Source organism: Streptomyces lydicamycinicus (assembly GCF_000829715.2).
Classification (GTDB): Bacteria; Actinomycetota; Actinomycetes; order Streptomycetales; family Streptomycetaceae; genus Streptomyces; species Streptomyces lydicamycinicus.
The window spans coordinates 498,129-518,913 of record NZ_BBNO01000003.1 but is presented as its reverse complement, the minus strand read 5'-3'; the positions used below and the strand labels follow the sequence as shown (position 1 = coordinate 518,913).

The 20,785-nt window shown below is 71.4% G+C and carries 22 protein-coding genes; 11 read left to right on the top strand and 11 right to left on the bottom strand.

Features of this window, described 5'->3' with window-relative positions:
- The first annotated feature begins 114 nt into the window (after positions 1-114).
- Complete coding sequence (locus TU31_RS11185) at positions 115-1,344, top strand: acyl-CoA dehydrogenase family protein (protein WP_042153780.1); 1,230 nt, start codon at positions 115-117, stop codon at positions 1,342-1,344.
- Here the strand turns inward: TU31_RS11185 and TU31_RS11180 are convergent.
- Complete coding sequence (locus TU31_RS11180; protein ID WP_245698494.1) at positions 1,334-2,506, bottom strand: sugar ABC transporter permease; 1,173 nt, start codon at positions 2,504-2,506, stop codon at positions 1,334-1,336. The genes TU31_RS11185 and TU31_RS11180 overlap by 11 nt on opposite strands.
- A complete protein-coding gene (locus TU31_RS11175; protein ID WP_370682728.1) occupies positions 2,499-3,719 on the bottom strand; it encodes an MFS transporter in 1,221 nt (406 codons plus the stop codon). Before TU31_RS11175 ends, TU31_RS11180 begins: the two co-directional genes overlap by 8 nt.
- A 301-nt stretch (positions 3,720-4,020) precedes the next feature.
- Here TU31_RS11175 and TU31_RS11170 point away from each other — a divergent pair, with 301 nt between their 5' ends.
- Both TU31_RS11170 and TU31_RS11165 read left to right on the top strand, forming a co-directional pair.
- Positions 4,021-4,341, top strand: a complete 321-nt coding sequence (locus TU31_RS11170; RefSeq protein ID WP_042152867.1) for a GYD domain-containing protein — start codon at positions 4,021-4,023, stop codon at positions 4,339-4,341.
- Between the two features lie 136 nt (positions 4,342-4,477).
- Complete coding sequence (locus TU31_RS11165) at positions 4,478-5,722, top strand: PP2C family protein-serine/threonine phosphatase (protein WP_042152865.1); 1,245 nt, start codon at positions 4,478-4,480, stop codon at positions 5,720-5,722.
- A gap of 27 nt (positions 5,723-5,749) precedes the next feature.
- On the opposite strand, the gene TU31_RS11160 is transcribed toward TU31_RS11165, so the two are convergent.
- Positions 5,750-6,259, bottom strand: a complete 510-nt coding sequence (locus tag TU31_RS11160) for a hypothetical protein (protein ID WP_158894359.1) — start codon at positions 6,257-6,259, stop codon at positions 5,750-5,752.
- Between the two features lie 613 nt (positions 6,260-6,872).
- Between TU31_RS11160 and TU31_RS11155 the strand changes: the two genes are divergently transcribed.
- Positions 6,873-7,370, top strand: a complete 498-nt coding sequence (locus TU31_RS11155; RefSeq protein ID WP_158894356.1) for a hypothetical protein — start codon at positions 6,873-6,875, stop codon at positions 7,368-7,370.
- A gap of 116 nt (positions 7,371-7,486) precedes the next feature.
- Here TU31_RS11155 and TU31_RS11150 read toward each other — a convergent pair whose 3' ends face one another.
- Positions 7,487-7,918, bottom strand: coding sequence for an SRPBCC family protein (locus TU31_RS11150; RefSeq protein WP_042152858.1), 432 nt, complete (start codon positions 7,916-7,918; stop codon positions 7,487-7,489).
- Between the two features lie 206 nt (positions 7,919-8,124).
- Here TU31_RS11150 and TU31_RS11145 point away from each other — a divergent pair, with 206 nt between their 5' ends.
- The gene (locus TU31_RS11145) at positions 8,125-8,982 is read left to right on the top strand and encodes a universal stress protein (RefSeq protein WP_042152856.1); all 858 of its coding nucleotides are present in this window, start codon (positions 8,125-8,127) and stop codon (positions 8,980-8,982) included.
- Between the two features lie 51 nt (positions 8,983-9,033).
- Here TU31_RS11145 and TU31_RS11140 read toward each other — a convergent pair whose 3' ends face one another.
- The 5 genes from TU31_RS11140 to TU31_RS11120 form a co-directional block, all read right to left on the bottom strand.
- Positions 9,034-9,657 (bottom strand): CBS domain-containing protein, encoded by a 624-nt coding sequence (locus TU31_RS11140; RefSeq protein WP_042152855.1) that lies wholly within the window; start codon positions 9,655-9,657, stop codon positions 9,034-9,036.
- 75 nt (positions 9,658-9,732) lie between these two features.
- A complete protein-coding gene (locus tag TU31_RS11135) occupies positions 9,733-10,629 on the bottom strand; it encodes a universal stress protein (RefSeq protein ID WP_042152853.1) in 897 nt (298 codons plus the stop codon).
- Between the two features lie 89 nt (positions 10,630-10,718).
- Positions 10,719-11,426 carry a response regulator gene (locus TU31_RS11130; RefSeq protein WP_042152852.1) on the bottom strand — a complete coding sequence of 236 codons (708 nt, stop codon included), beginning with the start codon at positions 11,424-11,426 and terminating at the stop codon, positions 10,719-10,721.
- A 110-nt stretch (positions 11,427-11,536) separates the two neighbouring features.
- Positions 11,537-12,217: a CBS domain-containing protein gene (locus TU31_RS11125; RefSeq protein WP_042152849.1), complete on the bottom strand. Its 681-nt coding sequence runs from the start codon at positions 12,215-12,217 to the stop codon at positions 11,537-11,539.
- A 90-nt stretch (positions 12,218-12,307) separates the two neighbouring features.
- Entirely contained in the window at positions 12,308-12,991 is a 684-nt protein-coding gene (locus TU31_RS11120) for a CBS domain-containing protein (protein ID WP_042152848.1), read from the bottom strand.
- Between the two features lie 425 nt (positions 12,992-13,416).
- Between TU31_RS11120 and TU31_RS11115 the strand changes: the two genes are divergently transcribed.
- From TU31_RS11115 to TU31_RS11105, 3 genes are all read left to right on the top strand, one after another.
- Entirely contained in the window at positions 13,417-13,620 is a 204-nt protein-coding gene (locus tag TU31_RS11115; protein WP_042152846.1) for a cold-shock protein, read from the top strand.
- Positions 13,621-13,957: 337 nt separating this feature from the next.
- Entirely contained in the window at positions 13,958-15,466 is a 1,509-nt protein-coding gene (locus tag TU31_RS11110) for a DEAD/DEAH box helicase (RefSeq protein ID WP_042152843.1), read from the top strand.
- A gap of 86 nt (positions 15,467-15,552) precedes the next feature.
- Positions 15,553-15,867, top strand: coding sequence for an SCO5918 family protein (locus TU31_RS11105; RefSeq protein WP_042152839.1), 315 nt, complete (start codon positions 15,553-15,555; stop codon positions 15,865-15,867).
- 157 nt (positions 15,868-16,024) lie between these two features.
- Here the strand turns inward: TU31_RS11105 and TU31_RS11100 are convergent, their stop codons facing one another.
- Positions 16,025-16,402 (bottom strand): GvpU-like protein, encoded by a 378-nt coding sequence (locus TU31_RS11100; protein WP_042152836.1) that lies wholly within the window; start codon positions 16,400-16,402, stop codon positions 16,025-16,027.
- Between the two features lie 181 nt (positions 16,403-16,583).
- Here TU31_RS11100 and TU31_RS11095 point away from each other — a divergent pair, with 181 nt between their 5' ends.
- On the top strand, positions 16,584-16,988 hold the full coding sequence (locus tag TU31_RS11095) for a VOC family protein (RefSeq protein ID WP_042152833.1): 405 nt from the start codon (positions 16,584-16,586) through the stop codon (positions 16,986-16,988).
- Positions 16,989-17,067: 79 nt separating this feature from the next.
- On the opposite strand, the gene TU31_RS11090 is transcribed toward TU31_RS11095, so the two are convergent.
- A complete protein-coding gene (locus TU31_RS11090) occupies positions 17,068-17,799 on the bottom strand; it encodes an SDR family oxidoreductase (protein ID WP_042152830.1) in 732 nt (243 codons plus the stop codon).
- Between the two features lie 435 nt (positions 17,800-18,234).
- Between TU31_RS11090 and TU31_RS11085 the strand changes: the two genes are divergently transcribed.
- Together TU31_RS11085 and TU31_RS11080 are read left to right on the top strand one after the other, a co-directional pair.
- Positions 18,235-19,443, top strand: coding sequence for a cytochrome P450 (locus tag TU31_RS11085; protein WP_042152826.1), 1,209 nt, complete (start codon positions 18,235-18,237; stop codon positions 19,441-19,443).
- A 274-nt stretch (positions 19,444-19,717) separates the two neighbouring features.
- Positions 19,718-20,779: a type III polyketide synthase gene (locus tag TU31_RS11080; RefSeq protein WP_042152823.1), complete on the top strand. Its 1,062-nt coding sequence runs from the start codon at positions 19,718-19,720 to the stop codon at positions 20,777-20,779.
- Positions 20,780-20,785 lie beyond the last annotated feature (6 nt).

The window sequence follows — 20,785 nt, the reverse complement described above, 5'->3', positions numbered from 1 at the left end:
TCACACACAGACACGGGAACCGGACGGCGTCCCGCGCCGACCAACTCCACGGCCAGTAAGTCGGACTGTCGGTTCACCGAGTTCCCGGTGAATGTGGAGGAGGCCGTGCACGCCATGAACCCTGAGCAGCACCCCCTGTCGGCGACGGACCCGCCCCTGGGGGCCGCCGGACTCGGGCAGCCCGGCTGCCCGCCCGAGGCCGAGGCCCTGCGCGAGCGGGTCAGGGCGTTCGTACGGGAGCGGGTGATGCCGTGCGAGCCGGTGCTGGACGCGGGTGGCGACGCGGCGCGCACCGCGTTGCGCGGACTCCAGGCGGAGGCGAAGCGGGCGGGTCTGTGGGCCCTGCCGCTGCCGGAGGAGTACGGCGGCCAGGGGCTCGGCCTGCCGCTCTACTTCCATGTCGCGGAGGCCGAAGGGGCCAGCGACCACGGCCCCGCCGCACTCGGCTCGGCGCCCCTCCTCGATGTGCTGATGCTCGCCCGGCATGCCGACGACACCGTGCGGGAACAGTTGCTGCGGCGGATCGCCGACGGCGAGGTGCGGACCTGCTATGCGATGACCGAGCCCGAAACCCCCGGTACCGACCCGGGGTTGACCGCGACCCGGGCCGTCTCGGACGCCGCGGGCGGATGGGTGCTGCACGGCCGCAAGTGGTTCACCTCGGGCGCGGGCGACGCCGATCTGGTCACCGTGCTGGCGCGGGTGGATGACGAAGGGCCCGGTACGGACAGCCTGTCGCTGTTTCTGGTGCCCGTGTCGGCCGCGGGGTTCACGGTGGTGCGGGAGCTGCCGGTACTGGGCGCCGGCGGCCAGTGGGAGATCGAGCTCGACGGTGTCGCCGTGCCGCCCGAGCAGGTGGTGGGCGCACCCGGCCAGGCGCTGCGGATCGCCGGGGAGCGGCTGGTGCTCGGCCGGGTGCTGCGGTGTCTGCGCTGGCTCGGCCAGGCCGAGCGGGCCTTCGATCTGATGTGTTTGCGGGCGCGGTCGCGGAGCCAGTCGGCCGGGCCGCTGGCGGACCGTCAGCTCGTCCAGCAGATGGTCTTCGATTCGCTGCTGGCGATTCGTTCCACCCGGCTCCTGGTCCATGAGGCGGCGGCCCGGCTGGCCGCGGGCGGTGATGCCCGGCTGGAGACCGGTCTGGCCAAGGTGGCGGCGGCCCGCATGCTTCAGCAGGTGGCCGACGCCGCGATCCAGGTGCACGGCGCCGCCGGGCTCGGCCCGGACACCGCGCTGCCGGGGCTGTTCCGCACCGGCCGCACGGCCAGGCTGCTGGACGGCCCCGACGAGCTGCACATCACGGCCGTGGCCCGCCGGGTGCTGCGCGGTTACCCCGTCACGCCGTGAACGGCTCCATCCGGCCGGTGAGCAGCGCCAGTCCCGCCGCCAGGAAGAAGTCGCCCCAGATCAGCTCATGGCGCGGGGCGAGACCGCGGGCGGCGTCGTAGCACCCGTCCGTCAGCGCCCCACGGGCCGAGAGGTGGCGGGTGCACAGGCGGTGCAGGATCTGCCGGGCCCGCGCGGTCAGCCGGTCGGCTTCGTCGCCGCGGTCCGTGGCCCGCGCCAGGGCGGCCAGCTTCAGCAGGGCCACCGACTCGATGGCGGCCGCTGAGGTGTCGAGCGGGCCGGACGGTTGATCCTCCTGTGCCGGCGGGACGAGCGGGGCGGCCGGGGCGAGCCGCGGTGCCGTGAGCCGGTCCGCCGCCTCCCACAGGGCTCCGGCCGCACGGGAGGTGAGCCCGTCGGTGAGGCAGTGGAGTCCGTCCGCGAGGCCCAGCAGCAGCCAGGGCGTGGTGCGGCTCCATCCCGGTGCGGGTTCGGCGCAGGGCGTCCAGCCGTCATCGGGTCCGGCCTGCCATGCCGGGCGGGGTGGGCTCTCGCTGCGGCTCAGCGTCAGATGCCGGGTCAGATGGCCGTACGCCGCACGCTCTCCCGCCGTGCCCAGGCCCGCCAGCAGCGGCACCAGCCCCGGCACCGCGTCCACCCGTGCCAGCATCCGGGGGCCGCCGAACGCCGCACCCCAGGGCACCAGTTCCCGCTCCGGGTCGTACGCCGCCAGACAGGACCGGGCCGCGCTCTCCCGCAGCCCGGCCGCCAGGCCGTCACCCCCGGGCCCCGCGGCGAGGGCGGTGCCGTACCAGAAGATCAGCCCGCGGGTGGCGGTGTCCTGGTCGGTCCAGTGGGCCAGTCTCCGGGTGCACTCGGATGCGGCCGCCCGGTCCTGGGGAGCGCCCGATGTGAGGGCGCGCAGCCAGAGCAGTCCGGCCCAGAAGCCGCCCGTCCAGGACCCCCGGGAGGTGGTCTTCCAGGTGCCGCTCTCCGGGTCGGCGTACAGCGGGAAGCGCGGCCCCACTTCAGCCGCCGTCTGCCCGGTCCGCTCCAGCACCGCCGCCCAGGCACGGTCGGCCCATGGCGCGTGGCCGGTCGTCTCATGGCGCTGCTCAGGGCTCTTCTCACGCGCGTTCCCATGGGCGGTCCCACGCGCGGTCTCATGCGCGATCTCATGCATCGGGTCCTCCGCTACGACGCAGCATCAGGGGAACGGCGATCGCCGACGCCGCCGCGAACTCGGCCGCCGCCAGGAGCCAGCCCGGCCCGTATCCGGTCGCGGAGACCAGTGCGCCGAACAGCGGCGGCCCCACCGCGAACCCCGCGAAGAACCCCGCCGATACCAGCGCGGAGTCCTTCCCGGCCCGGCCGGGCGCCGCCTTCCGCAGCACCAGCACCATGGAGACGGCATTCGCCGACACCGCGAACGAGCCCACCGCGACGGCGGCCGGCCACACCAGCGGATGCGCCCGGAGCGCGGCGGCGAGCAGCAGTGCGGCACCCACCGCACCGGCCGCCAGCAGCGCCGGCAGCGCCTCGGCCCAGCCCGGCCGCCCCGCCGCCCGTGCCCAGCCGACCCGTCCGCCGATACCGGCCACGCCCAGGACGGCCACCAGTGCCGCCGCCGTGGTCGGCGCCAACCCGAGGCGTTGCGAGCCGAACAGCGCCAGGTAGGTGTTGACCGAGGCGATGCCACAGCCGAGCAGCAGGGAGAAGGCGGCCAGCCGCCAGGTGTCGCGGGGGGACGAGGCCGCGGAAGGTGGGCCCGCGGTGGCCGAAGGCCGGTCGGCCGGCAGCGCCCGGGCCGCCCAGAGCGCGGCCACTGCCGCCGCGGCCGCGGCCGCCCAGACCGCGCCGCGCCAGCCCACCCCCGCCGCCAGCAGCGACAGCGGCAACCCCGCCACGAACGCCCCGCACTGCACCCCCGACTGCTTCCAGCCGGTGACGGCGGCCCGGCGTTCGGCCGGAACAGCGGCGAGAATCACCTTGTTGGTGGCGGGATTGGCCAGCGCCTGCGGTACGCCGCCGAGAGCGACGGCCAGCAGCAGCACACCGGCCCCCGGCACGGCGCCGATGAGCGCCAGCGAGGCGGCAGTGAGCAGCAGCAGTGCGATCAGGCAGCGGCGCGGGCCCACCCGGTCCACCAGCCGGCCCGCCAACGGCGACAGCACGGCCGCCGCCCCGAAGCCCGCCGTGGTGGTCAGGCCCAGCACCGTGCGCGAGATCCCCAACTCCCCGACCAGCCGCGGCCCGAGCGCCCCGATCACGAACAGCTGGAGCATGGAGAACGCCATCGCCGTCGTGAGCAGCACGGTCAGCGACCGGCCGCCCGGCGCCCGTGCGGCACCACCGTCCGGCCCGGCGGCCCCCGGTTCCCTGCCACGTTCCACCAGCACGCGCCCTCCCCACAGCTCCGGCCCTCCTCCGGGCCCCGTTCCAGTCAGTCGTACGGTCCCGGCGCCTGGTTCCCGGCAGCCTGCGGGGGAGAGAACTCGTCGCGCCGTTCGGTGACACGCCCGGACCTCACCGGGCGGCTTCGGGTCCCGGCGGCCCGCCACGGGAGTCCGACCGCGTCCGACGGCTCATCCATCCGGCGTCCGCCCGCTGGCCGGTCCGCACCGTACGGGCGAGGGTGGCCGTGTGACCGCCGTATCGCGGTCCGCTGTCGCATGGGCTGAAGCATGGGAGAGCCGGATGCCGAAGTACCTGGTGCAGGCCAGCTATACCGCCGAGGGCATGAAGGGGCTGCTCGCCGAGGGCGGCACCGGACGCAAGGCGGCCGTCGAGCAGGTGGTCAGCTCGTGCGGCGGCAAGCTGGAGACGATCTACTTCGCCTACGGGGACGCCGACTTCTACTGCGTCCTCGACTTCCCCGACCACGTGTCGATGGCCGCCATCGCCATGACCGTCCGCGCCAGCGGAGCCCTGCACTCCAAGACGATTCCGCTGCTGACCGTCGAGGAGATCGACGAGGCCACCAAGAAGTCGGTCAGCTTCCGCCCGCCGGGGGCGTAATCCGCCGCTGCCCGGGACGGGCGGACCCGCGGCGCGGTGCGCGAGGCCGACGGCGGACGCGGGCCACGCGGCGGCTGTGGACGGCGGGCCTGACGAGGGTCGGCAGCACCGGGCCGCGGGAGGATGGGCAGGGAGCGTGAGGAGACCGGAGCTCGATCATGCGGCGCTGTTCGCCGCGACCCCGAGCGCATGCCTGGTCCTCGATCCGGAGCTGGTCATCGTGGACGTCAACCAGGCGTACCTCCAGGCGACCGCGCGGACCCGCGACGATCTGCTCGGGCAGTACGTCTTCGACGCCTTCCCCGACAACCCCGCGGACCCCGACGCCGAAGGGGTGCAGAACCTGCACCCCTCACTGCGCCGCGTGCTGTCCACCGGGGAGCCGGACACGATGGCGGTGCAGAGGTACGACATCCCCGTGACGGAGCGGCCCGGGGAGTTCGAGGAGCGCTGGTGGTCGACGATCAACACCCCCGTCCCCGGGCCGGACGGCAGGGTGGCGTGGATCATCCACCGCGTCGAGGACGTGACGGCCTTCGTCCACTCCCGCCGGGCCCGTCCGATGCCCGGCGGGCGGCTGAGCGAACGCGAGGAGGCGATGGAGGCCGAGCTGTACGTCCGGGCCCGCGCGCTCCAGCACCTCAACGAGGAACTGCGCCGGGCCCACGCCCGCGAACGCCAGGTCGCCCTCACCCTCCAGGAGGCCATGCTGCACTCCCCCGACCTCGCCGGGCACCGTGACATCGCGGTGCGCTACCTGCCCGCCATCGGCTCCCTGAACGTCTGCGGCGACTGGTACGACATCGTCGATCTCCCCGGGGACGGTTTCGCCGTCGCGGTCGGCGATGTCGTCGGCCACGGGCTGGATGCCGCCGCCGTCATGGGCATGCTCCGCAGCGCCCTCAGTGCCGCCGCCCGCTCCGTCGAGGGTCCCGCCCAGGCGCTCAAAGTCCTCGGCCTGTACGCCCGCTCGGTCGACAAGGCGCTGGCCACCACCGCCGTCCAGGCACTGATCGACACCGCCGGCCGCCAGGTCACCTACAGCAGCGCCGGCCATCCCCCGCCCGTCCTGCTGCACGCCGACGGCACCCACGCACTCCTGGACCGCGCCACCGACCCACCCCTGGGCGCCCACCCCGAACAGGTGCCGCGCCCCCAGGCCCACCTTCCGTACGTGCCGGGCGACACCCTCGTCCTCTACACCGACGGGCTCATCGAACGTCGCGACGAGGACATCGACACCGGCCTCACCCGGCTCACCGACGCCCTCGCCCGCTACAGCACATTCAGCCCCGAACGCCTCGCCGACGCCCTGCTGGCCCGCCTCGGCGTCAGCGCCGGCGCCCGCGACGACATCGCCCTCGTGGTCGTCCGGCTGTAGTTCCAGCAGCTGGCCGTTGAGGAGCCGTCAGTCACTGCCGCAGGGCAGCGGATCGGCGAAAGAGGGCTCCCCTGCGATGAAGGACGCGACCGTACCGTCGTCGTTCATGAGGAAGGTGATGATCCTCCCCTGGAACTTCGCCGACCTGGGAGCAAAGACGAGTTCCTCGGGCCCGCCCTCGACTTGACGTGACGTCACCTCACTGTCGTATGTCGCCAGCACGTCCTCCCTCGTGCTCCCCACATGAACTCCGGAGGCGGTGGCAAGCGATGCCGGCGTCGACGACAGGACGGAGATCGCCACCAGCCGGTCGTCGTCGTTGGAGAAGCGCAGCAAGAGGTTCTGGGGCCCTCCCTCGACGGAAAGGTCACGGCACTCCGGCCCACCCGGCCCGTCGGGAATCCGGGCCCCGACCGCACGCTCGGCCGCTTGACGGCTCATACCTATGCGCAGCGGGCCCATCCCGTTGACCGTGATGGGCTGTGCACTCAGATCGACGGGGTCGCGCTTGGCGGCCTCGGCGCGGTTCCGAGCCATGAACCGGCAACTGTCCCCAACCAACTGAAGGCGAGCTTGAGTTGAGGTTGCGTCAGCATCGGCGTCAGGGGCCCCCACAGTCCGGCCGATCTCCTGGTCGTCAACCGTGCGGAGGGAACAGCTGTCGACGGAAGCTGCGGTGGCGGTAGGGGGCACGCCCACCGCCAGCCCCACAGCGAGCAGGGGCGCGCAGGTAATGATCAGGAATTTGCGACGTGCACTCCGCGTCATGGTCAGTGGCTCCATGCGTACAAACGGCGGCACTTGACTGCCCTCAGCACATCACAGCTCCCAGAGCCCCGCATCTTCGTGCCACTCCCCCAACAGCGCGCTGCCCGCAGAACACGGCAAGGCAGGAGTCCAGTTGAGGCGCGCCGCCGCAATGCCGCACTGCCCCCTTCCACGGCCTCGCCCTTGCAGGTGCATCCGACAGACAGGGAGCGCACGATGGAAGAGGAAGATCCAGATCCTCGTATTGCTCGGGACTTCGATGATGGAGCATTCAGGATTTCACTGCACAAAGGGCCGTTACGCACAGCGGACGGGCGGCGGGCACCGCTCCCGATTCGGCACTCGGCCAGGAGTCATCGACCGCCTGATGCGGAGCTTCAGGGTGGCGATGGCCGCGATCCTCATTGGTACCGGCGCGGTTCTGGGCGTTGCCCCGGCGGCCGCGAGCGGTTCCGGGGCGTCCACGACAGTGGCCACCGGAGCGGCAGTGGCCCCGGCCCACGCCCGTACGGCAGCGGTCGCTCAGCCCTTGGCCCTGGCGTGGGCACCCGACAGCGCCGGCCACCGCCCGGTCGCGCCGAACCAGCCCGCGCCGGACCCCGCCGAGGTGGTCGAAGCCTATTTCCGGGCCATCAACAACGGGGAGTACGTGGCCGCTTGGGCGCTCGGTGGGAAGAACATCACGGGGCGGCCGTACGACTACTTCGTGCGAACTTTCAGCGACACAGCCCGGGATGACGTCACGGTGCGCTCCGTGGTCGGCAACAACGTTGAGGTGGAACTCGACGCCACACAGACCGATGGCAGCCATCGCTTCTTCGCCGGAACCTACACCGTTCGGGACGGAGTGATAGTTGCCGCGCGCATCCACCGCGAATGATGACGACGCGCATGATCACGAAGGCTCGTGAACGCCGGCCCGGCCACCCGTGGCCCGCACCGATGCGGCGGAAGATCCGCCAGGGCGGGCCACGGGGACGGGCGTGCCGGCCGGGCTCAGCCCTCCCGTTCCACCAGTTGCTTCAATTGCTCCAGGTCACTGCGGAGGCCGCGTTCGATCGCGGAGGCCTGGGCGAAGCCCTGGGGTCCGCCGAACGTCTCCTTGATGGTTCCCGGGTCGTACTCGAACCGGGCCTGGACCCGGGTGTGCTGCTCGTCGAGGGGCAGCAGCGAGAAGGTGCCCGCCAGCTCGGGGCCGCTGGTGGTCTGCCACCTCATGACGTTTTCCACGCTGCGGTCGGTGATCTCGACCACGCACTCCTGTGGCCGGCCGCCCGCGTCGATGTCCAGATGCGTCCGGTGTTCGCCCTCCTGCCGGGCCTCGCGCACCCCGTCCAGGAATCGCGGATAGGACTCCGCCCGGTGCAGGCAGTCCCACGCGGTATCGAGGGGAACGCCCACGTCAATGTGTTCTTCGAGAGTGCTCATCAGGCACCTCACAGCTCGGTTCACGGCTACACGGTCTTGTTTCCAGGGTGCTCCGGCCGGGGACCGGACGCGAGCCCCTCCGGGCCTGCCGGCCGGGTGATGGGGCCGAGTGGCTCATGCCGGGGGCGGTGCCGCTGCGGCCACGCTGGAGAGGCAGGGGCGAGATGTCGGCGCCCGTGCAGGCTCCGAGTGCGCGGAGGTGCGTCATGGCCGGCCCGGTGGTCGTAGGACTGGACGGCACGGGGAACAGCGTGCCGGCCGTGCTCTGGGGCGCCGAGGAGGCCGCGGCCCGGGGTCTGCCGCTCCATCTGCTGCATTCCTGGGGATCCCCGTCGGCGGACGTCCCGCCGGCTGCTCTTGAGGTGGCCGGCCAGGAGCGCCGTGGCGCCGAGCTGCTCCGTGGCGCGGTGGACCTGGCATTCACCGGGCACCCGGGGATTCCGGTGACCACCGAGCAGGTCGCGGAGCGGCCCGCGGACGCGTTGCTGGAGCGGAGCGCGCAGGCCACGATGCTGATTCTGGGGTCGCGCGGGCACGGCGCGATCGCCGGTTTCCTGCTCGGCTCGGTCAGTCTCCAGGTGCTGGGCCAGGCGGTGTGTCCGGTCGTCACGGTGCGCGAGGACGCGGCGTTTCCGCAGCGGGAGATCGTGGTGGGCGTGCGGCATGCGGGGCCGGAGGACGAGGCCGTACTGGAATTCGCCTTCACGGCCGCCGACGCCCATCACACACGGGTGCGCGCCGTACGGGCGTGGGGCCCGGCGGCGACCGTGGAACCGGTGCGCGCCGGCCCGGGCCACCCGCCGGACGGGACGGCGGCCGGCGTCGCGGAGCAGGAGACGCTCGCCGAGGCGTTGCTGCCCTGGCGGGCGAAGTTCCCCGCCGTCGAGGTGGTCCCGCATGTGGCGAACGGCCGGGCCGCCCCCGTGCTGCTGGCGGCCTGCTGTGATGCGGGCCTGCTGGTCGTCGGGCGCCGCAACCGGCGGTCACCGATGCTGCTCGGCCCCGTCGTTCATGCGGCCCTGCACCATGCCAACTGCCCCGTCTCGGTCGTGCCGCAGGGCTGAGTTCCGGGTGCCGCGCGCATCTCCCGGACGCCGGACGACGGCCCGTTCGCGCTACTCCGGCGCGTCCTGCCGGTGTGTGGCGGTGTCGTCCCGCAGATAGCTGAGCCGGTCGACCACCTCGACCACCCCGTCGACGCTTTCACACAACCGCACGGCAATGGGGACCAGACTTTTGCGCTCCAAGGAGCCGGTGAGGGTCACATGGCCGTCGGAGACCTCGACCGTGACCGCGGACGGTGCCACCCCGAGCGTGCGCGTCAGCACTTCCTCCAGCACCTCTTCCTGGATGGCCCGGTCCCGGCGCAGGAAAAGCTGCACGAGGTCGCTGCGGCTGATCACCCCGATGAGCCGTCCGGAGTCGTCGACCACGGGCAGCCGCTTGACCCTCTTCTTCTCCATCGTCTTGGCCGCTTCGACGACACTCCACCCGGGGTGTGCCACCACGGCGGGGCTGGTCATGATCGCCTCGGCGGTGGTCGCCCCGAGCTTGGCGATCTGCCGGCGCAGCAGATCGGCCTCGGACACCACCCCCACCGGCTGGTCGTCCTCGTCGAGCACGGGTACGGCGGTGATGTCGTACTCGTCGAGCAGCCGCGCGATCTCCTTGAACGGGGTGCCCCGTTGGACGACGACGGCCTCGGGCGTCATCAGGTCTGCCACGGTGCGGTGCCTCATCTTCGGCCAGTCCCTCCGGGTGTGCCGGGCCGGATGTCGTCGGCCCCGTGGGCGGGGAGTGCGCTCGGCATGTGCTCAGTCGTGCGGGATCACGGCGACCGGGCAGGTCACGTGGTGGATGGCGGCATGGGCGACCGGGCCGACACGGGGCGCGAGCAGGGGACGGTGCAGCCGGCGGCCGACCACCAGGAGTTCGGCCCCGAAGACCGTCTGTACCAGGGCCCGGGTCGGGCTCTCCGGCAGCACGGTCTCCTGGACCAGCACACCGGGGAAGCGCTCGCACCAGGGGCGCAGGGCGTCCCGCAGCTCGATGTCCGCCTCTTTGGTGAGTTCCTTCGCGGCATCGGGGTCGATGCCCCACGGGGTGTACGCCTGCACGGGCAGCGGGCGCCCGTGGACGGCCTGGAGCGGAAGGCCGCGGCTCGCCGCCGCGTCGAAGGCGAACGTCAGCATCCGGTCGCTGGGGCCGTTGAGGCTGACGCCGACGACGACCCGGGGCTGAGGCGCGGGTGGCGTGCCGTGCCCGGAGGGATGGCGCGGTGTCTTCGCCCGCCCGGGCGCCCGGACCAGGACGACCGGCCCCTTGGCCCCGCCCACGACATTCAGGCTCACATCGCCGAGCACATAGCTTTCCCAGGTCCCCAGAGCCCGCGACCCGAGCACGACCATCAGGGATTCCCCGGCCGCACGCACCAGCGCCGGTTCCGCCTCGGACCCCACCAGGTCCTCGATGATCTGGAGATGCGGCCGGCGTTCCCGGACCTCCTCCAGGGCCTGGCGCATGATCTGCCGGGCGGCGGCGTTCTGATCACGTTCAGCGGCCGTGTCCGCCGCCTCGGCGGCCAGCAGTATCCACGCATGGAGCAGCCGCAGCACCGCCTGGCGCCGGTCCGCCTCGTCAGCGGCCCATTGCGCGGCGGCCAGGCTCTCCGGCGAACCGTCGAGCCCCACGGTGATGATGTCCGGCTCCATGACGGTGCTCCTTTCGGGGTCGGAGAAACGGGCCGGAGGGGCGCTGGGCTTCGGGGCCGTACGAGGCGGGAAGCACCGTTGCTCCCGCCTCAGGTCCCGTGCGGACCCGGTCCCGCGCCGGGGGCCGAGGCGGCCTGGGTGGCGAGGACGGCCGCCTGGATGCGCCGCTCCACACCGAGTTTGGCCAGCAGGCGGGAGATGTGGTTCTTGACGGTCTTCTCGGAGAGGTAGAGCCGCTTACCTATCTGACGGTTCGTCAAGCCGACACCGATCAGGCCGAGGATCTCCCGCTCCCGCGGGGACAGACCGGAGAGCGCCGCCTCCTCGGGCGGCGCCTCGGAGTCGCCGCCGCGCAGACTGCTCATCAGCCGTGCCGTCGTCGCGGGATCGAGCATCGAGCTGCCGGAGGCGACCGTGCGCACCGCGGCGACGAGGTCCGCCCCCTTGATCTCCTTGAGCACATAGCCGGCCGCGCCGGCCATGATCGCGTCAAGCAGCGCCTCGTCATCGTCGAACGAGGTGAGCATCAGACAGGCCAGTCCCGGCATCCGCGAGCGCAGCTCCCGGCACACGGAGACCCCGTCGCCGTCCGGCAGCCGCACGTCCAGCACCGCGACGTCGGGCCGGAGCGCCGGTCCGCGCGCGAGCGCATGGGCGGCCGTCCCGGCATCGCCGACCACCTCCATGTCGGGCTCGGCATCGAGCAGATCCGCCACGCCGCGCCGGACGACCTCGTGGTCGTCGAGCAGGAACACCCGGATCGGCCGGTGCGGTGAGAAGGCCTCCGCTTCGCTCATGACGCCCTCCGGCTGCCAAGACATCCGTCTCACTGTCCCCATCGTGACCCCTCTCGCGGGGGCCTGCCAGGCCTGAACGGTCCCGCGGCGGGCACGGCCGGAAGCACGCGTCAGCCGGACCCCGCCCGGCGCTCCTGCCCGGCGGGCACCGGTCCCGTGACGTCGAACCGCACGTCCACGACGCCCTCGACCGCCTGCACCAGACGGGCGGTGACGGGAAGCAGCGACGCGTCGCGGAGCGTGCCGCCGAGGGTGACCACCCCGTCGGTGACACTGACCGACAGCTGGTCGGGGGCCGCGGGGCACAGCCGGCCGATGATCTCCGTACGTATCTCCGCCGCCAGGTCCTCGTCCGGTCGCAGGAAGACCTTCAGCAGGTCGGCCCGGCTGACGATGCCCTGGAGCAGCCCCTGGCCGTCGACCACGGGCAGCCGCTTCACCGACTTGAACGCCATCGTCCGCGCCGCCTGGGCCAGGGTGTCACCGGCGTGCACGGTCAGCGCGGGCGCGCTCATCAGATCCCCCGCCGTCAGCCCGCCGGCCTTGCGTACGTCGTCCAGCCGCTGCACCTGCTCCAGCCGGCTCGGCTGCGCCGCCCGGAACTCCTCCTTGGGCAGCAGATCGGCCTCGGAGACCACACCGACCACCCGGCCCTCCCCCGCCAGCACCGGCAGCGCACTGACCCGCCACCGCTCCATGGCCTCGACGATCTCCTTGAACCGCGCCTCCTGGCCGATCGCGACCACGGCCCGGGTCATCACATCGCCGACGGTGTAGGGGCTGTGCGCCATGACGCCTCCTCGGTACGGCGCGCTGTCGCGCCCGCTCCCGGCCCTCCGGTGCGTGCGGCGAGGGCCCGCGAGAACCGGCGAACGGTCCCGTCAGCGCTGCGGGCCCGCCATCGGCGTCCGGGCCCGGGCGGCAGCCGGGGCGTTGACATCGAATTCCACGTCCACGACCCCCTCCACCGCGCGCACCAGGCGTGCGGCCACCGGGATGAGCGAGGTGTCCCGGACCCGGCCGCTGAGCGTGACCACCCCGTCGACGACCGTGACCCGCAGATCCTTGACGGGCGCCGTGAACAGCTCCCCCACGACGTAGCGGACTTCGTCCGCGAGATCGTCGTCCGAACGCAGGAAGACCTTCAGCAGGTCGGCCCGGCTGACGATGCCCTGGAGCACCCCGTGCGCGTCCACCACCGGCAGCCGTTTGACGGAGCCGCGCGCCATGGTCCGGGCCGCCTGGGACAGCGTGGCATTGGCCCGCACGGTGAGCGCGGGACCGGTCATCAGCTCCCCCGCGGTCAGCGCGCCCGCCCGGCGCACATCGTCGAGCCGCCGCAGCTGCTCCAGGCGGTCGGGGTCGGACTCCCGGAACTCCTCCTTGGGCAGCAGATCGGCCTCGGAGACCACACCGACCACCCGGCCCTCCCCCGCCAGCACCGGCAGCGCGCTGACCTGCCACTGCTCCATGGTCTCGACGATCTCCTTGAACCGCGCCTCCCGGTCGACCGCGGCCACGGTCTGTGTCATCACATCGCTGACGAGGTGCGGAGTGTTCTGCATGATGCCTCCTCGGTACCGGACCGATGTCCCCCGGCCCGTGACACCTCCAGCCTGGAAGGTGCCGAGCCCGCCGCACAGGGGCCGTACGGTCCCTGTCCGACGCCGGACGGCCATCGGGCGCCGGCCTCTCCCCGCACTGCCGTCTCGCGACTCGGGCCCGCCGAACCACCGGAAATTCGCCAGGTCAGCAGGGTTTCCACGCCCGGAAATGGCGGGGCAACAGCTGCGCACGGCTGCTCGTGCCGTGCTACTGTCGATCTCAGTTGCAGTTGTGGTTGTGGTTCCCAAAGACTTCTCGCACCCCCGCCGCCATTCCAGGCCGGCGGGAGCGCTTTTGTATTTCCGGTTTTCCGGACGGGGCAATCATCGCGGCGACGCGGGGTCCGCACAGTGCGGCCCCGGCTCTGCCCCCGAAGGAGATAGACATGGCAACCGGTACCGTGAAGTGGTTCAACTCGGAAAAGGGTTTCGGCTTCATCGAGCAGGACGGCGGCGGCGCTGACGTCTTCGCCCACTACTCGAACATCGCCACCCAGGGCTTCCGTGAGCTCCAGGAAGGCCAGAAGGTCACCTTCGACGTCACCCAGGGCCAGAAGGGCCCGCAGGCCGAGAACATTCTCCCTGCCTGACGCCGACGCACACATCGCAGCTGGGGCCCGCACCTTGGGTGCGGGCCCCAGCTCGTTGCCCGGAATACGCCGCGGGTGCCGTCACGGCCGCGCCGGCGACACGGCGCAACCCGCCCGATACCGGACCACGCGGCCCGCTGCGACAGCACGCCGCCCCGCCCGGCTCCCCGATCCGGCAACACACTCGCCGCTTTCCGGCGAAGTCTTTTCCCGCGCCGGCGGTCGATTCCGCCCCGCCGCGCTCCATCTGTTTTCTCCGGTCCGTTTTGCGATTCTCCTGTGTGCGGCTGACAGCTGCCGGGAATTCCTCGACGTACCGCATCGAGGAAGGTTCTCCATGAACCGCACATCTCGCCCGAACGACCGTTCCTCCCGTACCCGCTCCGCCGGTTCCGGCCGTGGCGGCTACCGCCCGCAGGCGTCCAACCGCTCCGGTGGCGGTGGCAAGCGGCGCCGACCCGCGCCGCAGGGGGAGTTCGCCCTTCCTGTCACCCATACGCCCGCGCTGCCGCCGGCCGAGTCGTTCGCCGAACTCGACATGCCGGCCGCGCTGTTGACGTCACTGACCGCGGAAGGGGTGACGAACCCCTTCCCGATCCAGGCCGCCACGCTGCCGAATTCGCTGGCCGGGCGTGACGTACTGGGCCGTGGCCGCACCGGCTCGGGCAAGACCCTCGCCTTCGGGCTGGCCCTGCTGGCCCGTACCGCCGGGCAGCGCGCCGAGCCGGGCAAGCCGCTGGCCCTGGTCCTGGTCCCCACCCGGGAGCTGGCACAGCAGGTCACCGATGCGCTCACCCCCTACGCCCGGGCGCTGTCGCTGCGGCTGGCCACCGTCGTCGGCGGAATGTCGATCGGCCGCCAGGCGAGCGCACTCCGCGGTGGCGCCGAGGTCGTCGTCGCGACTCCCGGACGGCTCAAGGACCTCATCGGCCGCGGTGACTGCCGGCTGGACCAGGTCGGCATCACGGTGCTGGACGAGGCCGACCAGATGGCCGACATGGGGTTCATGCCGCAGGTGACCGCGCTGCTCGACCAGGTGCGTCCCGAGGGGCAGCGGATGCTCTTCTCGGCCACCCTGGACCGCAATGTGGACCTGCTGGTCCGGCGCTATCTGACGGATCCGGTGGTCCACTCCGTCGACCCGTCGGCGGGCGCCGTCACCACGATGGAACACCACCTGCTGCACGTCCGCGACGCCGACAAGCACGCCACCACGACCGAGATCGCCGCCCGCGAAGGCCGGTCGATCATGTTCCTGGACACCAAGCGCGCGGTGGACAAGCTCACCAAGCACCTGCTGAACAGCGGGGTACGGGCCGCGGCCCTGCACGGTGGCAAGTCCCAGCCCCAGCGGACCCGGACCCTGACCCAGTTCAAGACCGGCCAGGTCACCGTGCTGGTAGCCACCAACGTCGCGGCCCGTGGCATCCACGTCGACAATCTCGACCTCGTCGTCAATGTCGACCCGCCCACCGACCACAAGGACTACCTGCACCGCGGCGGTCGCACCGCCCGCGCCGGGGAGTCCGGGAGCGTGGTCACCCTCGTCCTGCCCAACCAGCGCCGCGAGATGGACCGGCTGATGGCGGACGCGGGGATCACGCCGCAGTCCACCCAGGTGCGCTCCGGCGAGGCCGAGCTGACCCGTATCACCGGTGCGCAGGCCCCCTCCGGTATTCCCGTCACCATCGCGGCGCCGGTCGTCGAACGCCCGAAGCGCAGCGGGTCCTCGACCCGCGGCCGGCGCAGCCGCTCCGCCCAGGCCCGTCGGTCCTCCGGCACGGGAACGCCCCGGACCACGTCCGGGGCGCCGCAGCGTCGGCGCTCGGCCGGCAAGACCTCGTAGCACGGAAGCCGTACGGTTCGTACACCGCGCTTTTCCCGCTCCGCCGTCAGTCCGATTCCGGTTCGCTTCGACCCTGTAGAGGCACTATGCGCTGCGTCATCGCCCGCTTTCCCTTCGACCTGATCAAGACCGAGGTGCAGGACTCGATGAAGGGTGTCGAGCCCGAACCCATCACGGGTGACTCGGTACTCATCGGTGGCCGCCACTACCCCGTCAAGCAGGTCGGCGAGGTCATCACCCGGCAGGACCGCCGCGACTTCAGCGCCGGCGAGGTGACCCGGGCGCTGACCCGCCTCGGCTTCACCTGTAGCTCCTCGGCCCCCACCGTCCGTACCCCTCTTGAGGAGGCGTCGGCCCTGCTCCAGGCTCCGTCGACGCCTGATGGTGACCCGGCGAGCTGAGACCGGACACCACCGGACAACGAAGTGGGCTCCGACCGCACCGGTCGGAGCCCAGCTTTGTACGGGGGCAGTCCTCAAGGCTCATGACAGGCCGTCGTCGCGCGGCGGCCCCGACCGGGACGGCGGGGCGGTCCCGTGCCGGGGCGGTCCCGCGGCCTCAGTGGTCGGAGTAGCTGAAGTCGCCCACCGTCCAGGCGCCCACGTCCTTGATCTCGACCCGGTACATCCCGCCGGTCTCGGGCAGGCCGATGCTGCCCTGGAGAATCCTCGCCACATGGAAATACAGGTGGGTGGGCGGCCCTTTCCGTTGCGGCGGGCGGGTGTCCGCGCCGGCTGAGGAGAAGAGGGCGGAGAACGGTCCCAGCCGCTCCGACTGTTCCAGGACTTCGGCCACTCGTTGCCGCCACACGCTCTCGGGCGCCAACCGTCCGGTGATCACAGCGCCCTGGACGACCACTGTGAGAGACATCTGATTGCTCTGCTCCGACTCCACCATGGCGGCGATGTCGACAAGCAGCTCGTCGGGCTTCGACATGGGAGCAGACTCTACTGCCGCGACCGGCCCTCGGCACCACACCCGCAGCGCGCGCCTTCTTCCCCAGGGCCGGAACGCCGCGTCGGGTGCGGCGGCTTTTCCGGTCCGCGGAGTGCCGGGGCCGTCTCGGGGTAGCGGTCGGGAGAGGCGGGCGGGGGCCCGTCGACAGGAAGGGGGCGGGATGGCCATCGCCAAGACCAGCGTCCTGGTACTGGATTGCGCGGAGCCCGCGGCACTGGCGGACTTCTACGCACAATTCCTCGGCGGAGAAGTGCGGATCGGGTCCAGCCCGGACTACATCGAGGTCGTCGAGAGCGACAAGGTACACCTCGCGATTCGACGGGACCGGGGCGCGGCGCCGCCGAGTTGGCCCCGTCCGGATGACTCACAACAGGCGCATCTGCACTTCCTCGTCCCGCAGGACAACATGGACGAGGCGGAGCGCGAGGCGGTCAGCCTGGGAGCGCGGCCGTTGCAGACCCGGGAGAACCGCGGGCCTTATGACGCCCGCCGCTATGCGGATCCCGCGGGCCACCCCTTCGTGCTCGCCGCGAGCGAGGGCCACGCCCTGGGGCAGGCGAACTGAGCCGGGCCCGGCGGGTGGAGAGGCCGGGAGCGCCACCGGTGTCGGTGGCGCTCCCGGTGCCGCGAGGTGCGCCCTGCTCTCAGTTACGGGCCGCGGGGCGCACGACCAGTTCGTTCACATCGACCTCCGGCGGCCGGCTGATGGCGAAGGCGATGGTGTCCGCGACCGCGGCGGCCGGCAGGGCCACCGCGCGGTAGGCCGCCATGGCCTCCCGGGCCGTCGGATCGGTGATGCCGTCCGGGAGTTCGGATTCCGTGACGCCCGGTGAGACCAGGGTGACCCGGATACCGGCCGCAGCCTCCTGGCGCAGCCCTTCGGAGAGGGCGCGTACGGCGAATTTGGTGGCGCAGTAGACCGCGGCGGTGGGCACCACCTCATACGCCCCGACCGACGCGATATTGATGAGGTGTCCGGCGCCCTGGGCCCGCATCACGGGCAGCGCGGCGGCGATCCCGTAAAGGACGCCGCGCACATTCACGTCGAGCATCCGGTCCCATTCATCCACCCGCAGCGCCTCCAGTGGCGACAGCGGCATCACCCCCGCGTTGTTGACCAGGACGTCGACCCGGCCGAATTCCTCGTGCGCGGCCGCGACGAAGGACCGCATGTCCTCGGCGGAGGTGACGTCCAGCCGCCGGAAGGCCGCGGTGCCGCCGGCCCCGTGGATGTCGTGGCACAGCGTTTCCAGTCGTCCGGTGCGGCGGGCACCGAGGAAGACGCGGTGCCCGCCGGCGGCCAGGCGGCGGGCGGTCGCCTCGCCGATGCCGCTGCTCGCGCCGGTGATCAGGACGACCTTCTCGTGCTCCGTCATGGGCTGCTCCTTTGCCAGTTGTTTCACCGGCGAGCCTCCACGGCGGAGCGCACCGCGACCAGGACGGCTGGTGCCTGGGTGCCGCACACCCCGGCACCGCACGAAGGCCGTCGAACCCTCCTCTTTGCCGTATCGGCAACCACGTTTGTCAATTTGCCGCGACCGGTACAGCATCTCGGGGATATCACCCTTATGGCGCAACACCCCGGAGGCCCGCCCTCCGGCGCAATTCACCGGGGAATGGCGGACCACGGCGTCCGTCATTCCCCAGCGTGATCGGCCAGTTAAGCCGCCCCCGCATCCCGGTGTTTACGATATCCGGGATGAATTGGCGCGCTTATGGCTGACGGCCTGGTACGTACGCGTACGTGCGCCTTCTTTCCTGCCTGCACAGGCGGTGAATCCGCTCGTCACCTCTGACTTCGGGAGCTCATGATGGAATCCGGCGCTACCGTGTGGAACTGCCCGTTCGACTATGCCGAGGCACTGGAATTCGATCCGACGCTCAAGCGTCTGCTGACCGAGGAACCGGTCGCCCGCATCAAGCTGCCCTACGGGGAGGGCGAAGCCTGGCTTGTGACCCGGTACGAGGATGTGCGCACGGTGACGACCGACCGGCGCTTCAGCCGCAGTGCCATCATCGGCCGGGACTTCCCGCGGATGACTCCTGAGCCGATCGTGCAGGACGAGGCGATCAACGTGATGGACCCGCCCGCCAGCAGCCGGCTGCGGAGCCTGGTCTCCAAGGCGTTCGCCCCGCGTCAAGTCGAACGCATGCGGGCCCGCACCCAGCGGGTCGTGGACGACCTGCTGGACCGGATGACCGCGCAGGGCTCGCCGGCGGACCTGATGGAGAGCCTGGCGTCCCCGTTGCCGCTGACGACGATCTGCGAGGTCCTCGACATCCCCGAGGCCGACCGCGGCCAACTGCGCGGGCACGCACGGACGATGATGAACGTCACCGTCGAGAACCGGGACCGCGCCGTCCGCGCCAAGGCCGATATGCGGGCGTACTTCAAGACGCTCACCGCGAAGCGGCGCCAGCACCCGGGAGACGACCTGATCAGCGCGCTGGCGACCGCTCGCGACGGCGATGAGCTCCTCAACGACCAGGAACTCACGGTGCTGGCCATGGTGCTGCTCATCACCGGCCAGGACACCACCACCTACGAGATCGGCAATCTCGCCTACACCCTGCTCACCCGGCCCAAGGAACTCGCCATGGTGCGGGCCCGCCCCGAGATGCTCCCGCAGGCGATGGAGGAACTGCTGCGGTTCATCCCGTTCCGTAAGGGCGTCGGCATTCCCCGGGTCGCCACCGAGGACGTGGAGCTGAGCGGGGTGACGATCCGGGCCGGGGACATCGTGCACGTCTCCTACCTGACGGCAAACCGGGACGGCCGCAAGTTCGACCGGCCCGACGAGCTGGACCTGGAGCGGGAGGACCGCCCGTCCCACATGACCTTCGGCTGGGGCGGCCACCACTGCCTGGGTGCCCCGCTCGCCTTCACGGAGCTGGAAGTCGCCCTCGGCGCCCTTCTGGAGCGCTTCCCCGAGCTCAGGCTGGCCCAGCCGGCCGAGGACGTGCGCTGGAACACGAACTCGATCTGGCGCTATCCGCTGGAGCTGCCGGTCGCCTGGTAATGGGGGCCGCTGCCGCGAATGCAGAACTCACCTCGCTGGCGTACGGTTACTAGTCGGAAAGAAGATCCACCAGCACGGGGAGAGTTCATTCTTCGACGGATGGTCCGCCCATAGTTCTCTCCAGGTCGTGCAACTTCAGTCCGCCGATTCCGCCCATGCCAACTTGCCCGTCATCTCGGGCAGGTTGCCGTGGGCGGGCCCACCGGCCGACTGCGACCGAAATGGATACCGGGAATTCCCTGAGCGGCCCACAAGTCTGCAAGGAGCCCATCCCATGGCGGTTCTGTGCAAACCTGCAATCGCGGTCCCTGAATACATCCTCACCCAAGAAGACACCCTCGAACTCGCGCGACGGATGCACAAGGATCATTCGCAGCTGCGGCTGGTGCTCCGCCTGATCGAGCACACCGGTGTACGCAAACGGCATTTGATCCAGCCGATCGACAAGGTGCTCAAGCATCCCGGGCTCGACGCCCGCAGCGCGGTCTACGAGGAGGAGTCCAAGGCCCGGGTCCCCGCCGTGGTGCGCGAGGCCCTCGACCGGGCCGAACTGGAGCCGGCGCAGATCGACTTGATCGTCTACGTCTCCTGCACCGGATTCATGATGCCGTCCCTGACGGCATGGCTCATCAACACTCTGGGCTTCCGCTCGGAGACCCGGCAGATGCCGATAGCCCAACTCGGCTGCGCAGCGGGAGGCGCGGCGATCAACCGGGCGCATGACTTCTGCACGGCGTACCCCGACTCCAACGTTCTCATCGTGGCGTGTGAATTCTGCTCGCTGTGCTACCAGCCCACCGATCTGGGCGTGGGATCGCTGCTGTCGAACGGTCTCTTCGGCGACGCGGTCGCCGCGGCGGTGGTCCGGGGGACGGGCGGCACCGGCGTCCGGCTGGAGCGCAACAGCTCGTATCTGATACCGCACACCGAGGACTGGATCTCTTACGCGGTGCGGTCCACCGGCTTCCACTTCCAGTTGGACAAGCGGGTGCCCGGCACCATGGAGCCGCTCGCCCCCGCCCTGCGCGCCATCGCGCGGGAGCACCAATGGGACGCGGGTGAACTGGACTTCTACATCGTGCACGCGGGCGGTCCGCGCATTCTGGATGACCTGTGCCGCTTCCTCGAAGTACCGCCCGACGCGTTCCGCTTCAGCCGCGCGACGCTGACCGAGTACGGCAATATCGCCAGCGGTGTGGTGCTCGACGCCCTGGCGAGGATGTTCGACGAGGCGTCGGCCGTCGACGGCCAGCGCGGTCTGCTGGCGGGATTCGGCCCCGGCATCACCGCCGAGATGGCCCTGGGCACCTGGGCCTCGGCCCCTGCCACGACGTGAGCGCGC

Excerpts from the sequence above, each read along its gene's own strand:
- TU31_RS11185 (WP_042153780.1), top strand. The coding sequence starts at position 115 with ATGAACCCTGAGCAGCACCCCCTGTCGGCGACGGACCCGCCCCTGGGG.
- TU31_RS11180 (WP_245698494.1), bottom strand. The coding sequence starts at position 2,506 with ATGCATGAGATCGCGCATGAGACCGCGCGTGGGACCGCCCATGGGAAC.
- TU31_RS11170 (WP_042152867.1), top strand. The coding sequence starts at position 4,021 with ATGCCGAAGTACCTGGTGCAGGCCAGCTATACCGCCGAGGGCATGAAG.
- TU31_RS11160 (WP_158894359.1), bottom strand. The coding sequence starts at position 6,259 with ATGGCTCGGAACCGCGCCGAGGCCGCCAAGCGCGACCCCGTCGATCTG.
- TU31_RS11150 (WP_042152858.1), bottom strand. The coding sequence starts at position 7,918 with ATGAGCACTCTCGAAGAACACATTGACGTGGGCGTTCCCCTCGATACC.
- TU31_RS11145 (WP_042152856.1), top strand. The coding sequence starts at position 8,125 with ATGGCCGGCCCGGTGGTCGTAGGACTGGACGGCACGGGGAACAGCGTG.
- TU31_RS11140 (WP_042152855.1), bottom strand. The coding sequence starts at position 9,657 with ATGAGGCACCGCACCGTGGCAGACCTGATGACGCCCGAGGCCGTCGTC.
- TU31_RS11135 (WP_042152853.1), bottom strand. The coding sequence starts at position 10,629 with ATGGAGCCGGACATCATCACCGTGGGGCTCGACGGTTCGCCGGAGAGC.
- TU31_RS11130 (WP_042152852.1), bottom strand. The coding sequence starts at position 11,426 with ATGAGCGAAGCGGAGGCCTTCTCACCGCACCGGCCGATCCGGGTGTTC.
- TU31_RS11125 (WP_042152849.1), bottom strand. The coding sequence starts at position 12,217 with ATGGCGCACAGCCCCTACACCGTCGGCGATGTGATGACCCGGGCCGTG.
- TU31_RS11120 (WP_042152848.1), bottom strand. The coding sequence starts at position 12,991 with ATGCAGAACACTCCGCACCTCGTCAGCGATGTGATGACACAGACCGTG.
- TU31_RS11115 (WP_042152846.1), top strand. The coding sequence starts at position 13,417 with ATGGCAACCGGTACCGTGAAGTGGTTCAACTCGGAAAAGGGTTTCGGC.
- TU31_RS11110 (WP_042152843.1), top strand. The coding sequence starts at position 13,958 with ATGAACCGCACATCTCGCCCGAACGACCGTTCCTCCCGTACCCGCTCC.
- TU31_RS11105 (WP_042152839.1), top strand. The coding sequence starts at position 15,553 with ATGCGCTGCGTCATCGCCCGCTTTCCCTTCGACCTGATCAAGACCGAG.
- TU31_RS11100 (WP_042152836.1), bottom strand. The coding sequence starts at position 16,402 with ATGTCGAAGCCCGACGAGCTGCTTGTCGACATCGCCGCCATGGTGGAG.
- TU31_RS11095 (WP_042152833.1), top strand. The coding sequence starts at position 16,584 with ATGGCCATCGCCAAGACCAGCGTCCTGGTACTGGATTGCGCGGAGCCC.
- TU31_RS11090 (WP_042152830.1), bottom strand. The coding sequence starts at position 17,799 with ATGACGGAGCACGAGAAGGTCGTCCTGATCACCGGCGCGAGCAGCGGC.
- TU31_RS11085 (WP_042152826.1), top strand. The coding sequence starts at position 18,235 with ATGGAATCCGGCGCTACCGTGTGGAACTGCCCGTTCGACTATGCCGAG.
- TU31_RS11080 (WP_042152823.1), top strand. The coding sequence starts at position 19,718 with ATGGCGGTTCTGTGCAAACCTGCAATCGCGGTCCCTGAATACATCCTC.